The sequence below is a fragment of the Brevibacillus sp. Leaf182 genome, assembly GCF_001423865.2.
Classification (GTDB): domain Bacteria; phylum Bacillota; class Bacilli; order Brevibacillales; family Brevibacillaceae; genus Brevibacillus; species Brevibacillus brevis_C.
The window spans coordinates 448,466-462,844 of the sequence record NZ_LMPN02000015.1 but is presented as its reverse complement, the minus strand read 5'-3'; the positions used below and the strand labels follow the sequence as shown (position 1 = coordinate 462,844).

The following is a 14,379-nucleotide window of genomic DNA, read 5'->3' as shown; positions in this document are numbered from 1 at the left end:
CCCGGATCGGTAGGATTTCCTGTACCCGGATCGGTAGGATTTCCTGTACCTGGATCGGTAGGAGTTCCTGTACCTGGATCAGTCGGAGTTCCTGTACCCGGGTCGGTAGGAGTTCCTGTGCCCGGATCAGTAGGGTCGCCTGTGCCCGGCTCCCCAGTAGTCTCAATGACAACCTCACCTTGTGTTTGGGCATACGAGGTTGTCGTGAAACCGAAAAAGTTTTGGATGATGAGCAAAAGTGCCACCACAACGATCCAAGATTTCCTTTGCATATGCTCCTCCTGTACTAAATAAAAACTAGCTCATTCCGTCTTTCTGTTAGGAAGTGTTAGAGCTGAGATGAAGTCGTTTGTTTCCATTCAGCTTGAACGATCAGTCTGTCCTTCGGATCTTTTGCTCCAACAGGGGTGCATGTGACCAAGGTGATCAATGGCTTCTTTTGATCCTCTAGAATTTCTACTTGTGTACGATCTACGACAAGGGCTTTCACGACAACGAATTGGTAGGTTGCCGCTTTGGTCTTGATCTCAATCTCATCGTCAGGTGCTAGTTCGTCCAAGCGATTGAATTGCTTACCGTGAGTAATCCCGCGATGACCAGCCAGTCCAACATTGTTCACACCGAATTCCTTGTCTGGCTCGATCAGGCCAACCCCTTTACTCAAGGCATGCTTGTCCGCGCCTTCAAAAATCATCATTTCCAGATCAATTTTGGGAATCCGAATCACGCCTCTGGCACCTTCCAACATAGCGAGCGGCTCTTGTATCTGAGGGGTTGGTGGGTCCTCGGATGCAGCCGTTTCTATTTGCTCGCTGACGTTGCTCAGTTGTTCGAACGCTTCGATGAGCTGTTCTTGCTTTTGTTCAGATACCGCCGTTTCCCATTGAGGATAGAAAAGGAGGAATAAGCCTGCCAGGATAAACCCAGCACTTAACAGCACTCGCACATTCTTCAACTCCCTTATCGCACCGTTAACTCAATTCATCTTTCCCCCCTTGTCCTAATTTTTAGTTACATCAAACTTTTTTCAGCGAGTTATTCTTCGTTGTACAAATCTTGCTAGTCGGGAACAACGGATTCACCACTGTTCCAATTGTGAAAAAATGCCTAGAAGTATCATAATCTTTCGACCTAAACAATTTCTGAACATGAAAAAAGCCAAGTGGCATAAATGCCCTTCTTGGCTCTTTGAGTCAGTCTGCTTAGTGTCCGATTATTGGTTCAAGTCTTACCTTATCAAGCTGAAAATACTGTTGAAGAAGAGAGGGAATTTCCTTCTCTTTTTCCATATTTCGACGTAAAATGATAGAGTACATATAGCATGGCTCGTCAAAGGTAGTTGTTGGCTCATTCCCTTGAGAAAGGGGGTGGGATTATGGAGGTGTACCAAGCAATCAATCTCATGCTCATGTTTGGCATGTTCTTGCTTGCGTTACTTACTTTCATCAACAAAAAGAAATGACTACCTTTGACCGTTGAGGAGGTTAGGTAGTCATTCTTTGACTCTTACAATTCTGAGCCAATAGCCCTAGCGGGTTGGCTATTTGTACAGGGGCAGGGATGCGGTAACATCCTTGTCCCTTTTTATTATACGATGCTGTTACGTTGAATATAACATATTTTCATTTATACGTTCAACCAATGCACATGTATTTACAGGGTTCGGCTATCAAGGATTCGCTTTCGCCCGCAACAGATTCAGCCCCATCCCGATAAAAACAATCCCCGTCAGCTTGTTGAGAATGACAGAGAACTTCTGATTACTGCGCAATTTTTGTGTAGCGAAGGAAGCAAACAGGGCGAGGAGACTACACCAGATGCCACCTGTAACGGTAAAAGTAAGGCCAAGAATAAGAAAAGGGAGTGGTCCGGCTTCCGTCGCGCTCACAAATTGCGGGAGGAAGGCGATGAAAAACAGAGCGACCTTTGGATTCGTGACACTTGTCAGGATCGCTTGTAGATAGACCTTTTCACCCTTCAGCTTCTTGGAATCGGCTGCGTCAAAAGCTGGTGATTCCTTCGTCATGAGCATGCGAATGCCCAAATAGACGAGATAGGCGACCCCCAATATTTTGACGATGTTAAAAAGTACGATGGATTGCGCCAAAAGGAGCGACAAGCCGAAAGCAGCCAAGAGTGTGTGAATGAGTGAGCCTGTCAAAATGCCGAGAACCGAAAGAATACCTGCCTGTTTACCTTGCGAAATGCTGCGGGTGATGATGTACATCGTGTCTGAGCCGGGTATCAGGTTCAACATGATGGCGGTCATCAGAAATGCTTCATAATGAACGATTCCAAACATCTCTTCTCACTCCTTGCCTACTATAAAATAAAAATAGATTATAGAAGAATCTGACACCTAACGCAATGTGAAAAAATGAGAAAAAGCTCCTGACGCCGATCAAAAAAGGTGTGTCATGATCGCGAGGGGGAGCTCCTAATACAGCAAACTGATTATGGTGTTGATTCGGTAGCGCGTATCCAGCCTTCTTTTCCATCAAACACAATCTGGTACCAGCCATTCAGATCTGCGATGACTTGGAAGGAACCATCTGCTGCTACCTGACTGATCTTCTCATATTCTTCACCGGGACCCGCGAAAACATCGATTTTTTGAGTGGCAGGGGGAGTTTGATCTGTCGCTTCTGTCGACCCGTCGGCAGGGGAAGTCGCTTCTTCTGACCCAGTTCCCTCGGTCGTTTCTTCAGAACTCTCCTCCAAATCAGCCAGCTTTTCGATGTAAGCCAGGCCATTGTCCTCGAGCTTGAACAAAGCGATTTCGTTTTCACCTTTCCCTACCGCATTTTTCATAATCACATGCTCGGAGTCTTCTGCGCTGAGTTCATCCGCCTCGACCGAAAAGCGCTTTTCAAGAGTCTCTTTTGTCAAATTCGGAGACAATGCTGCGTAGGCGTTAGCGCGTTCCTTGCCGGAAGCACTCACGATAATCACAGGCTGTTCTTTACTCCCGAGAGTATCGTCGATCGTAGCCTTAGCCGATTTCATGTCCACATCCAGCGGTTGATCGAGATAGAGGAGTGAGTCATTTGGCATTTTCGCTGCAAAGTAAAGACGTTGATCTGCCTCAGAGAGTCCAAATGCGTAAAGCTTTGCTCCCCAGCGATCTGTGCCGGAGAGCATGTCAGTGAACGTTCTGTCTGGATATCTCAATTGCAATAAGCGTGCTGGATCGTATTCCAACCAGAGCTTTTCCAGATCAGACAGAAGCGTAGCCGTATCCTGTAGCGGATTCAACTGCTCGTACAATTCACGCGCTTTGGTAAACTCGAACGATTTGATGTATTGTTCTGCCTGCTTGAGCTTGCCTTCCAGATAGCGGGTGATCGAATCAAGGACAGGTGAATCACTGGACAGCACATCCTCGATTTTGCGATAGACGGCTGCCATGTCAACAAAGGCACTCAAATCCTTCGATCGGATGACTTCCTTGATTTCAGCTAGCGCATACTTTTCCAACTGATCCACTAACCAATTTGTCTCGATACCCAGTTTTTCGTAATGGCGAATGCTGGTAGCCGTTTTGGTGATGACTTCTTCAAAAGGAGCCGAAGCGATCAGCGCCCGCAGCTTCGTCTTTTCATAGTTCTGGAACAGGGCCGAGAGCTCAGCCTGCTTCTTCTTTTTGCCGCCATAGTACTCATCTGGAACCGCAAGGAGTGTTTCAATGAAAGATTCGTCCTGATAGTTTTCCTTTTCGAGATTCGATTGTGCCTGCGCCTTGGCTGTTTGCAAGGCATTCAAGTAATAATCGGAAAAGCTCTTATCCATACCCAAATGAGCGGACAATTGCTGGAAAAACATCGCCGGTACGTCTTTTTGATTCTGGTAATTCTTTTTGACAGCTTGATAGTGTTCATAGACCGCACCGATTTCAGCGACCTTCTTTTCTGAAATGGCCGCGTGCGAGTGCTGTTGAAGCCCCTCCAGCTCAGTACGGATAGAAGAAAGTTGGAACATAATGGAATTCCATTCGTCATCGCCGTAGGACAGGACAGCCATATCATGCGCACGCGAAAAGGTTTCCTCAGCTTGCAGCAGGTTCTTTTGCTCATAAAACGCCTTTGCCTGTTTATACAGCGCAATCTGCTTGTACCCGAATCCGAGCTTGAACAGAACGGCGATCAAGCCCAAGGCAAAGAGCCCGAGAAAAATATTACGGACCCAGAGGGACCTATGATAGGGAGAGATAGGCAACATAAAAGGCTCCTCCTTCACAGTAAGCCTTTGAAATCCGGGTCAAACGCGTAATGCGTATCTACCCTGTTTTTGGTAGAATGATATAGTTGTTCCCAACCTTCATCCGTATGGGTTTGTACCATTTTTGCCAATCGCAAAAGGCGCTCGCGAGGCAAAAAATCGATAAATTCGATAATCAGATCCTGATACTCGTCCACGTAAGACTTCATGCGAAGAGCTGCACCTGCCACTTGACCGATGAGCTGATCCCCGTTTTCCAGCAACAATATTTGATTTTTATAACGTCTAACATAAGTAAGCACAGACTTTTTGACGAGCGAAGGCTGGACCTTGATGACTTCGCGCACATATTCCATGAAGTCCTTGTCGTACATAGACGGGATGAGCGTTTCGAGCTCGAGCTCCATGTCTTTGCGCAGGACGTAATGATTGAGAAACATGATCTTGCGTATCTTGATCGTATCGGAATCGATGAAATGCCCGATCTCTCTCGTTTTTTCATAAGCTTCCTTAAGATGTCCTTCTTTGACGTCGTTGCCCACTTCCTCCAAATGACGGAGGAGTGACTTCTTGATCGTCTCCATTTCCCTCGTCAAAAAGTGTTGGAATTGTACGTCTCTTTCATAAGTGCCGTATTTTTTCTGCATCACGAAAAACAGGACGAACAACACACAGCCAATACCTCCTGCGAGAGCTAATTGCAAAACGGTCTCCGCAGAGAGGACAGCAAGACAGACGAACAAGCCCAAGAGCAAGAAGCGCGTCTGCACATAGCGGCGCGTCACAGCGTGGGAAACCTGGCGGATCGGTGTATAGGCTCTCCCGCAAGTCTCACAATGCGTCTCCCACAGGACGTGGTACGTATGGCATCGCGTGCACGCTTGAATTCTTTCATACGTATGAGTGGTTTTACGGGTTTTGCGAAATTGTACGCCGATTCGTTTTCTCATGGTGAATCCCTCTTCTCATTCAGTAAGGCATGAAGATGCTGATCGATTTCGGCGTTGGAGAGATTGCGCCGTTTCAGTCGCAGCAGCTTGAGGAATCGGACCGCTAGCAGCAAAAAAGCCGCAAACAACAGAAAGTAAGTTAACATAAAATTTCTCCTAACGAAGTTGTCGAAATCTGTAACAAAGAATCATGTCGTATCGTATTACGAGTAAGGGGCAATCATTCTAGTACTTTTTTATCATCCGTCTTCTACTTCTTGAATCTAGTGGTAATAGTGTCATAGTCTTACTTTCTTTGCAACACCTCACAAATTCTTTGTAACGAACAAGAAAAGGAGCTCTTATGCAAATAATACGATTCCGATTGTTATGTCGATACGTAGCATGTCTCGCCCTGCTCTTGGTCAGTGTCCTCTCCGTCACTCACCCAGCCTTTGCGCAAACGAGCGGAAACAATATGGACGCTGTCCTGGTCGTGGACGTCAGCAACTCCATGACCCAAAGCGATAAGAACAAAGTCAGTAACGAAGCGATGAAAATGTTCGTCGACATGACATCGATTCAAGCGAACAAGGTTGGTGTAGTGGCTTATACCGACAAGATCGAGCGGGAAAAAGCCCTGCTCGAGATTAATTCCGAAGAAGACAAGAATGATATCAAAGCCTTCATCGACAGTCTGCAAAAAGGAGCTTACACCGATATCGCTGTCGGGGTAACGGAAGCAGTAAAAATCCTTGATGCAGGACGCAATCCAAACAATGCGCCGATTATCGTGCTGCTGGCAGACGGAAACAACTATTTGAACAAAGCATCAAGCCGTACCCAAGCACAGTCTGATCAAGAGCTACAGCAAGCAGTGAAAGAGGCCAAAGACAAAGGCTATCCGATTTACACGATTGGCTTGAACGCAGACGGTCAGCTTAACCGCTCGACACTACAGCAGATTGCTGCGGAGACAAATGGTAAATTTTTTGAAACGAGCACAGCGGACAAGCTCCCGCAAATCTTGAGCGAAATCTTTGCGAATCACCTGAAGCTGAAGGTTGTCCCGGTGAAAAGCTTCGTTGCAAACGGTCAGGCTCAGGAAATTCCGATCCCCATCCCGAATGGCAGCGTCATGGAAGCAAACATCTCGATCATGTCGCAAAAAGCAGTGGAAGTGAAGCTGTTCGATCCGGCTGGCAAGGAAGTACAAATTCCTTCCAATCAGGTCAGACTGTCGAAATCCAATGCGTACACGATGATCAAGCTGGTCAAGCCACAGCAGGGCGATTGGAAGCTACAGGTAAAAGGTGCCCCGAAGGAAAAAATCGATATTAACCTCATCTTCAACTACGATCTGCAATTGGAGATGGAGCCAGTCACAGCAAAGAGCTTCAAAGCTGGCGATGTCGTACCGATCAAGGCTGCCCTTGTTTCAAACGGACAGAAGGTAGCGAGTCCTGATTTGTACAAGCAGATGAAAGCGACACTGATCGTCAATGACAAGACGGACAATAAGACGAATGAGGTCGCCCTGAACAATACGGGCAGCGGGTTCGAAGGCAGCTTCACAATCCCGTCTGACCATACGTACGAGATAAAAATCAAGGCAGAAGATACCAGTTTTTACCGGGAGACAAAGCCATTCCTTGTAGACGCTGCGAAAACAGCAGGTTCCGGAGCAAGCAAGCCGAACACAACCACTGATCCTGCGGCAGAATCGAAACCATTTCCATGGATGACCGTAGTAGGAGGTACCGTGGTTCTCATCCTGTTGATCGGTGCAGGCTTGTACGCACTGTCGATCTATCGCAAGGCGAACAAGGGCTTCGCGGGCCAAATCGCCATCGAGATCGTGGATGAGGATACAGGGGAAAAGTCCAATCCGCAGTACAAGAAACTGAACGCGTTCAAAGGAAAAGTGAAGCTGCACCAGCTCTTGCAGCTCGCCCCTGAGTTTGCGGAGACAGAGAAAGTCATCTTTTTACCAGGAAAAAACGATACGCTGATCATCGAAAACCGTTCGAGCTGTCGAATTGAAAAGGCAGGACGTGTACTCGATGCAAGCAAAGGCAAAGAGCTGAAGAAAAACGATCGCATCAAAATTTCGTTAACGAATGTGAACAAGTCCTTATATGTAGATTACATCGTCTAGGAGTGAGTCGATTATGAAAGCAGTCGTGAGAGAACACATTCAACAATTGGACGTATCCCTCGGCGGAGGAATCGTCAGTGACAAGATTCGCGTAGATACAATCGATAACCCGATGCTCGTCATCGGTCTTGGCGGTACAGGAATTGACGCGCTTTTGCGCCTGAAATACCAAGTGAACAGACGCTTCAAGCTGCCGGTTGACCAGCTTTCCAAGAAGCGCAAGGAAAAGCCGGACAATATTGAATTCATCGCGTTTGAAACGAATGAGCATGACCGCAACAAAAAGTACAAGGGCATCGGACTCGATCCAGTGACGGAGTTCGTACTCCTGTCCAATCCTGAGATCGGCGGTGTGTTGCAGAATCGCAGCATTCTGGAGCCGTACATCACCGATTGGCTCTCGCCAGAGCTGACGATTACGGACGGAATCAGCGGAGCATCGGGTGTACGCCAGGCAGGTCGACTTCTTCTCTTTACAAAAATTACGCAAGTCGTCCAAACGATTGAGAAAAAGGTCAAGATGCTGTGCGAAGGCACGAACAAAAAGCTGACGGTATTCCTCCTGAGTGGTTTATCCGGAGGAACGGGGAGCGGTTGCTTCCTCGACATCGCCTATATCGTACGAGGCATTCTGGAGCGTGACTTTGGCAGTGCAGGGGTAGACAAGGTGAATACGCTGGGCTACCTGTTCACGCCTGACGTTAACCTGTCGAACAAGAGTCTCAGCTCGCACACACGCGACTACATTATGAAAAACGGTTATGCGGCATTAAAAGAGCTGGACTACTGGATGAATGCGGATGAGCGCAATGAGCGTTTCCGCCAGCAATACGGCAATGTGCTTACCGTGCAATCGCCAATGCCACCATTCAACCTGTGCCATTTGATTTCTGCGACCAATCTGGAAGGCAAAGCATTAGAAAACGCCTACGATTACTGCATGAACGTAACCGCGGAGAACATTACGAACTTCATGGCGAGCGAAGAAAAGCGCTCGGGTGAAGAGTTTGCGATCCACGACTATATCAGCAACATCCGTACGAACATCAACCAGATGCCAAAAGCGTACGCAGCCAACTACCAGTACAACGTCATCGGTGCTTCCTCTGCCGTCTTGCCGATCGAAGAGATGACAACGTATTTGGCATATCGCTTGTTTAAAAAGATGGAAAAAATGTTCACGGTAGCACCAACGCAAGAAGATGCGGAGAAATTCGCCCGCAAGCTCGGAATCGACATCGACTCGGTTTCCCGCAAGTTCGAGGAGCGCGTTCCTGAACCGTTGCCAGGCTATGAGAACAGCGAGCGTCTGAACTACGGCAACGTGATCACTCAGCAAGTCGTGAGCATCGACCACGAGCTGGAGCAAGGCTATCTCGCCAAAGCACGCGAAGCGTACATCAAGTCCAAAAAGCAGATGCCAGGCGACATGATCTCTGTTTTTGGCGAAATGATCACGCGTGTATTCCTGCACCCGCAGCAAGGGCCTTTCTATGCGTCCCGTCTGATTCATTCGGACAAAGGCTACTGCCTGATGAAAATGATCCTCTCCTACATCGAGAGCCTCAAGGCGAATTTGGAGAGCTTCCCTCCTGAGATCGAGGGCGCAAGAGAGAATGCGAATGAAAAGCTGGGCGATGCCCGCAGTGCTTTCATCTCCAAGGAGAAGAAGAAAAACAGCTACATCGAAGCGAAGATCAACGAATACCAGCTCCTGGCTGATCAGGAAAAGCTGGAGCAAATGATCGAATTCTACGAAGAGCTACACCGTTTGTTGAATGCAGAAAACAACCGCATTTATAACGTATTTACTGAGATTTTGAACGCACTCAACCAAATTTTCGAGCAAAACGGCGACATCCTGATCAACGGCGGCGAAGAGAGCGACCGCACTGGCAACAAGACATACTACTGGAACATCGTCAGCGTGCCGGATATCTCCAAGGTAGTCAGCAACATCCTGGAGCAAAAAGAGGCGGATGACCTGATCCGTGATTTCACCAGCGAGCTGCTGCGGCATTCCGATCAGTGGGTCAAAGAGCAGGAGTTGGATATCGTCAGCTCGATTTCCGAATTCCTCTCGGAGAAGTTCGGTGAGCTGATCACCAAGTCGATGGAAGAATTCCTCGTGATCAAATACGGCCAGGACGAGACACTCGATCGCATCGTAGAGCGCAAGATTGCGAGCAAGCTGGACGAAGAGGCTATTCCGGTCTTCCATCTGAGCAATAATCTCGGCAATATGCACTTCCCTTCCTGGGGCTTTGTATCCGTGCCTCTGAAAGCACCGTTGATCTTGAAGGGGATTAAAAACTATCAAAATACAGCGATTAGCGGATCGCGCTTTACCGTCAAAGAAAGCGAAGTCAAAAACCGCATCTTCTGGCTGAATACGAAAAACGGTGTTCCACTGTTCGCCTACACTCCGTTGAAGGTCTACGAGGAAAGCTACGAACGTACAATTCTGGACAGAGAGGGTATCGGACGCCACCTCGTTCAAACCGAAAAGAACAACTGGGCGTACCTCCCATCGCCTATTCCGGAAAAATCGTGGGGAGATACGTACCAAAACGGACGGATCAAAGCATACAACGCCAAAGTACGCGAACTGTTTGACCGTGCGGTGCGCTACGGAGCCATCCGCGAAAAAGGCAGCGACAGCCAGACCAGCAACCGCTATGAATCCATCGTGACGAAGCCGTTCTCGCTGGCCACTTTCTTGGCTAAGCACCAAGCACAAGGAGACGCGACCAAGCTGAGCCCTGGAGAGATCAAGCGTGCATTGGTTGAGCTCAAAGGCTTCATGAAAGATGGTCTGGAGCAAGAATTTACGCGTGATGTGTTCGGCAGTATCAATGAAGAGATGGCAAAAGAAAACCTGATTCGCTATCCAGAGCAGATTCGCCTGATCGAACAAGAAGTGCGCAAATACGAAGAAATCGAGGCCAAAATCCAGGAGCTGGAGCAGATTGTAGGTGCCATTAAGGACGAAGAAGAGCTGGTGACCCGATTCATCGAAGCCCTGTACACAGGGACGATTTGCAAGCGCGGTGCGCTCTACGTCTACGACAAGGATGAGGAAGAAGATGCGTGGGAGCCGTTCATCAACCTGATGAAGGTCAACAAGCACGTTGAATTTGCAATCTATGAAAAATACCGCGCATTGGATCACAAGAGCATGGCAACCATCCAGCGCAAAGCTGCAAAACGCAGTGACGCGATGACTTCAGCAGAGGATACGCAGCAGTTGCAGGCAAAACTCGAAGAAATCGCATCTGCTTTCCAAGAAACGAAAAACGATCTGGAATACGACCGCGACGAATACGTAAACGGTGAAGAGCTGTTCCAGTTCTACAAAAAGGTTTGGTCAAAAGTAAACGATATGCGCAAGACGCTGCAATAAACAATCATGATCGTTTGATAATCGAGGAGGAAGCATGCGGGATTTGATAGGAGAGTTCGCGACCCAATACGTTACGGAATTGGAAAGACAACTGGATAGCGGAAACGGACAGCGAAGCATTCAAAACCCCGTGCTCTTCCTTTTTCTCGGGGATAAGAGCGTAGAGGCACTGCAAGCTGTTCGTGCCCACAACGAGCGCAATTGGCAAAATGGTCACGGTGTTCTTTATGTCCATGCGTATCAGGATAAAACGTGGGAGCATCCGCAAGTGATCGGCTGCCGATTGCCGCAGGCCGATGCTGACAAGAAAAAAATGCGTACTTCGATTCACGAGCGTTTTTTACTTGATGAAGCTGTCATCATGGAATTGAACAAGGTGATGAAGCTGGCAAGCGTGCGGGTAGCGGAAATGGGCAAGTTGTTCACTGCTTTTCAGCAAGTCAATATTGCCGTCGTGGCAAGGGCGGATGACCCTGCCACGATCCTTTTGCCAGAGCTGACATTGCTTCTCAAGAGCTACCTCAACGAGCTGTTTAAAAACGTATCAGTCGACCTGTACGTCCTGCTACAGGAAAAGAACAACGGAGAAGCATTCGGGTTCACGACAGCGCTCTCGGTCAGCTTTTTGGAAGAGGTCAATGGCTATCAGCGGAGCGACTACAGCTATCGAGCGAATCTGTTGGTAACGGAGGATCTCGTGAAACTGCCTGTGGAGCATGTGAGCGCACCGTTATTTTCGCTGGCGTATCTATTGAGTGACAAGACAGAGCATGGCTTGTTTATCGAAGGCGACATGCAGGAAAATTACGAGCTGATCAGCAAGCTGGTGCTGTTGAACAACAAAAAGGTAGAGTCGGAGTTCCATGAAAGCAATGATGGCTATAACAAGCTGCAATTTATGCGCAGCATCACGGTCGATCACGGGCAGACCAAGTTTGCGTCGGCAGGTCTATCCAAAGTAAAGCGACCGACTCATGCAATTGCGCTGACAGTGCTTTCCGCCGTATTTGACCGCTATTGGGAGCGACTCCAGGATGGCGAGGTTTTGCCGAAAACAAAAGCGAGAGAGAAGCTCGGATTGACTGCACATGATTTGCAGCGGAAACTGGCCGGCATTCTCCCTGAGGATCATATTCTGGAGGAAATGACGGGGCTTATGACCTCTGGCATGAGCTACAGCGAGCTTTGCAGTATGAATATGCGTGAAGCGGAGCTGGCTTTGTTTGACGGCAGCAGCCAAGCCTTTTTTGAGGCGAATGTCGTTTCCGGGGCGCGTAAACGTCTGGAGCACATGCTGTCTCAGGAGTCATTGGCTGATTTGATTCAGAAAACAGTCATCGAGGATGAACGGCTTGGGCTGTATGCGGCTTACTATCTCACAGCCGAACACGCCAATGGAGCAAACCTGCTGGATGAGCTGCGCACAGGCATTCGCGAGACATCTCGACAGGTTGAACAGATAAAAGCCGAGCTGGTCGATCTCTACCAAGAGAGAGTGGATCGGCAGGACATTCGCGTAGGAGGGTTTTTCACACGGGATAAGGAGCGTGTGCGGACCTTCATTCGTCATTTGCTGGACGCTGTTTATGGCAAAAAGCTGGAGTTGCTGGATTGGGAGATGATGCTCTCGATCCTTGTGAGCTATGAGAAACAGGCAGAGCAGATTCACCGGCAGTTAGGTGAGCAAGTCGAGCAGTTGGAAGCCTTGCATAAGCAACTGAGGGAAATCGCCCAGACGAGCGTTCGAGAAGCAACTGACTACTTGGGTAAAAACGTGGACGAATATTACGAATCGGTGGTCCATGAAACGATCCGGTCATTGGAAGCTTCGCGCGGCAGTGATTTTTACATGGAACAACGGTATATTGGCAGCGGCGCTCTGCTCAGCGGGAATCGACTCGCCGGACTCGTGGAGAGGCTGTGTCAATTTTGTCGGAACGAGATTCTCACCCGTGCGCCATTTGCTTTATCTTTTGAGGCGGAGCTGCTTGCGCGTGCCAACGTCGGGGCTGCTTATGATAACCGAACCGTGCTGACGAAGGAGGATTTGTTCCTCGATCTGGCATTGGTACTGGAAGAGCGCGCAGCGGTTCACATCGAAGTGTTCCATTTCTTGCAAAAGCATCGCTATGAGGAGAAGTATTTGTTTGCCGATATTCACAACGACTTCGTCCAGTATGCGCTGCACAAGGATGAGAGCACACGAACCTACAAGCTGGGCTGTATCCACGAGGAACAAAAAAGCGGGATAGAAAAAATGAACCTGATGGGTGGATTCGGCATGGAAGAGTTGATGTTTTACCGCAATAACAAGAAATACCATGCTTCCTATGAGGAAAGCGGGTTTGTCTTTCGCCGCGTGGGAGGAGATGAGTCATCATGAGTCAGAGAAGGGTAAGCTTACTCATGCTAGTTTGTAGTCTGGTAGGTGGCGTGATCGGATTTTTGGTCGGGGAAGTCATGCTCGGCAAGCTATCCGGAGAAATACCGCAATGGTTGTTAATGGGACTTTATTTTGGTCAATATGCCTTTTTCGTAGGACTGATGTGCCTCATTGCGGAAATGATCTCGCCACGACTGAATGGAGTCGGTTGGAAGCAGCGCTATCTGGGCTTTTCCTGGAAAATGCTCGTGCCCAGCACGTTTTTGATGGTGGGCGTCGTGGCGCTCTTGCTTCAGTTGCTGTACGGGTCATCGTTTCAACAGGCCAGTGGGGCCAACAATATTGTCATGGTTCTGGATACGTCAGGCAGCATGCAGCAGTCTGACCCGGATAACCAATTGTTCAAAGCAGCAGCCGACATGGTGCAGCGCATGGACAGTGACATGAACATAGCGGTGGTTACGTTTCACGATCAAACGAATGTGCTGCAACCCCTCACCAATCTGAGTAGCCAGTCTGCGAAGGATGAGGTAGTGAAGAAGCTGCTCCAATATCCACGATCGGATGGAGGCACCCGGATCGATCTGGCACTGCAAGCGGGACTGGATCAGCTCCAGGCAAACCAAATGACAAACAGTACGGTCGTGCTGATGTCAGACGGCTATAGCGATCTGGATATCCCAGCCGCACTCGCGCCATACAAGCAAAACCAGGTGATTGTCCATACGGTAGGCATGAGTCAAATCGATGCAGATGGAACAGCGCTGCTGCAAAAGATCGCTGCTGAGACGGGCGGCAGTTACTTCAATGTTGAACACGCGGACCAAATGACAGGAATCTTTGGTCAGATTTACGATATGAGCCGAACAGACCGCAATATTGTTTCTGAGCGGACAGGAGCGACAGAAGAAAGCATGTTTTACGCTATTACCCGTGTGGTCAGTGTTCTGATCATCGGTGCTTTGCTCGGCTTGGCGCTGGGTCTGATTTTTGACAATCGTCATCTGGCCAAAAGCTTTACGATTGGCGGGGCGGTATCAGGACTGTTAGCCGGACTCGTTTTGGAAATGGGTCTGTCGTCGATCGACTTGCTCGATATGGTGGTACGTTTGCTGGCGTGCTCCTTGCTCGCCGTCATCCTGACATTGTTCACTCTCTTTGTGCCAGCTTCCACGAGTGGCGGATCGTCTTTTGCGAAGCGCAGACTGAACACCAGACAAAGCCCCCGTGCCTTGGACGCCGGGAACCAGAGCAACAAGCGGTTTGATCTGTAAAGGGAGCATGATGA

11 protein-coding genes are annotated in these 14,379 nt (G+C 48.7%); 5 read left to right on the top strand and 6 right to left on the bottom strand.

Going from position 1 to position 14,379, the window contains the following annotated elements; translation table 11 throughout:
* Positions 1-272: hypothetical protein (locus tag ASG16_RS31165; RefSeq protein WP_241970688.1), on the bottom strand; the 272-nt coding region annotated here is incomplete at its 3' end.
* A 56-nt stretch (positions 273-328) separates the two neighbouring features.
* Positions 329-946: a class D sortase gene (locus tag ASG16_RS05030; RefSeq protein WP_056489095.1), complete on the bottom strand. Its 618-nt coding sequence runs from the start codon at positions 944-946 to the stop codon at positions 329-331.
* Between the two features lie 429 nt (positions 947-1,375).
* Here ASG16_RS05030 and ASG16_RS31485 point away from each other — a divergent pair, with 429 nt between their 5' ends.
* Entirely contained in the window at positions 1,376-1,462 is an 87-nt protein-coding gene (locus tag ASG16_RS31485; protein WP_082517202.1) for a putative holin-like toxin, read from the top strand.
* 207 nt (positions 1,463-1,669) lie between these two features.
* Here the strand turns inward: ASG16_RS31485 and ASG16_RS05020 are convergent, their stop codons facing one another.
* From ASG16_RS05020 to ASG16_RS30820, 4 genes are all read right to left on the bottom strand, one after another.
* Positions 1,670-2,302, bottom strand: a complete 633-nt coding sequence (locus ASG16_RS05020) for a LysE family translocator (protein WP_048035309.1) — start codon at positions 2,300-2,302, stop codon at positions 1,670-1,672.
* A 152-nt stretch (positions 2,303-2,454) separates the two neighbouring features.
* Complete coding sequence (locus tag ASG16_RS05015; RefSeq protein WP_056489097.1) at positions 2,455-4,218, bottom strand: SH3 domain-containing protein; 1,764 nt, start codon at positions 4,216-4,218, stop codon at positions 2,455-2,457.
* 14 nt (positions 4,219-4,232) lie between these two features.
* On the bottom strand, positions 4,233-5,168 hold the full coding sequence (locus ASG16_RS05010; RefSeq protein WP_056489098.1) for a hypothetical protein: 936 nt from the start codon (positions 5,166-5,168) through the stop codon (positions 4,233-4,235).
* Positions 5,165-5,314, bottom strand: a complete 150-nt coding sequence (locus tag ASG16_RS30820) for a hypothetical protein (RefSeq protein ID WP_007724683.1) — start codon at positions 5,312-5,314, stop codon at positions 5,165-5,167. The genes ASG16_RS05010 and ASG16_RS30820 overlap by 4 nt, the downstream gene beginning before the upstream one ends.
* A gap of 197 nt (positions 5,315-5,511) precedes the next feature.
* Between ASG16_RS30820 and ASG16_RS05005 the strand changes: the two genes are divergently transcribed.
* The 4 genes from ASG16_RS05005 to ASG16_RS04990 are packed head-to-tail and all read left to right on the top strand — an operon-like array spanning position 5,512 to position 14,365.
* A complete protein-coding gene (locus ASG16_RS05005; protein WP_056489100.1) occupies positions 5,512-7,305 on the top strand; it encodes a vWA domain-containing protein in 1,794 nt (597 codons plus the stop codon).
* 13 nt (positions 7,306-7,318) lie between these two features.
* The gene (locus ASG16_RS05000; RefSeq protein ID WP_056489102.1) at positions 7,319-10,708 is read left to right on the top strand and encodes a tubulin-like doman-containing protein; all 3,390 of its coding nucleotides are present in this window, start codon (positions 7,319-7,321) and stop codon (positions 10,706-10,708) included.
* A 34-nt stretch (positions 10,709-10,742) separates the two neighbouring features.
* The gene (locus ASG16_RS04995; RefSeq protein WP_056489103.1) at positions 10,743-13,091 is read left to right on the top strand and encodes a hypothetical protein; all 2,349 of its coding nucleotides are present in this window, start codon (positions 10,743-10,745) and stop codon (positions 13,089-13,091) included.
* Positions 13,088-14,365, top strand: a complete 1,278-nt coding sequence (locus tag ASG16_RS04990) for a vWA domain-containing protein (RefSeq protein WP_056489105.1) — start codon at positions 13,088-13,090, stop codon at positions 14,363-14,365. The genes ASG16_RS04995 and ASG16_RS04990 overlap by 4 nt, the downstream gene beginning before the upstream one ends.
* Positions 14,366-14,379: the final 14 nt, after the last annotated feature.

What these genes read in the sequence shown, in the direction of transcription:
- ASG16_RS04995 (WP_056489103.1), top strand. Translation starts at nt 10,743, where the DNA reads ATGCGGGATTTGATAGGAGAGTTCGCGACCCAATACGTTACGGAATTG.
- ASG16_RS31485 (WP_082517202.1), top strand. Translation starts at nt 1,376, where the DNA reads ATGGAGGTGTACCAAGCAATCAATCTCATGCTCATGTTTGGCATGTTC.
- ASG16_RS05015 (WP_056489097.1), bottom strand. Translation starts at nt 4,218, where the DNA reads ATGTTGCCTATCTCTCCCTATCATAGGTCCCTCTGGGTCCGTAATATT.
- ASG16_RS05000 (WP_056489102.1), top strand. Translation starts at nt 7,319, where the DNA reads ATGAAAGCAGTCGTGAGAGAACACATTCAACAATTGGACGTATCCCTC.
- ASG16_RS30820 (WP_007724683.1), bottom strand. Translation starts at nt 5,314, where the DNA reads ATGTTAACTTACTTTCTGTTGTTTGCGGCTTTTTTGCTGCTAGCGGTC.
- ASG16_RS04990 (WP_056489105.1), top strand. Translation starts at nt 13,088, where the DNA reads ATGAGTCAGAGAAGGGTAAGCTTACTCATGCTAGTTTGTAGTCTGGTA.
- ASG16_RS05005 (WP_056489100.1), top strand. Translation starts at nt 5,512, where the DNA reads ATGCAAATAATACGATTCCGATTGTTATGTCGATACGTAGCATGTCTC.
- ASG16_RS05010 (WP_056489098.1), bottom strand. Translation starts at nt 5,168, where the DNA reads ATGAGAAAACGAATCGGCGTACAATTTCGCAAAACCCGTAAAACCACT.
- ASG16_RS05020 (WP_048035309.1), bottom strand. Translation starts at nt 2,302, where the DNA reads ATGTTTGGAATCGTTCATTATGAAGCATTTCTGATGACCGCCATCATG.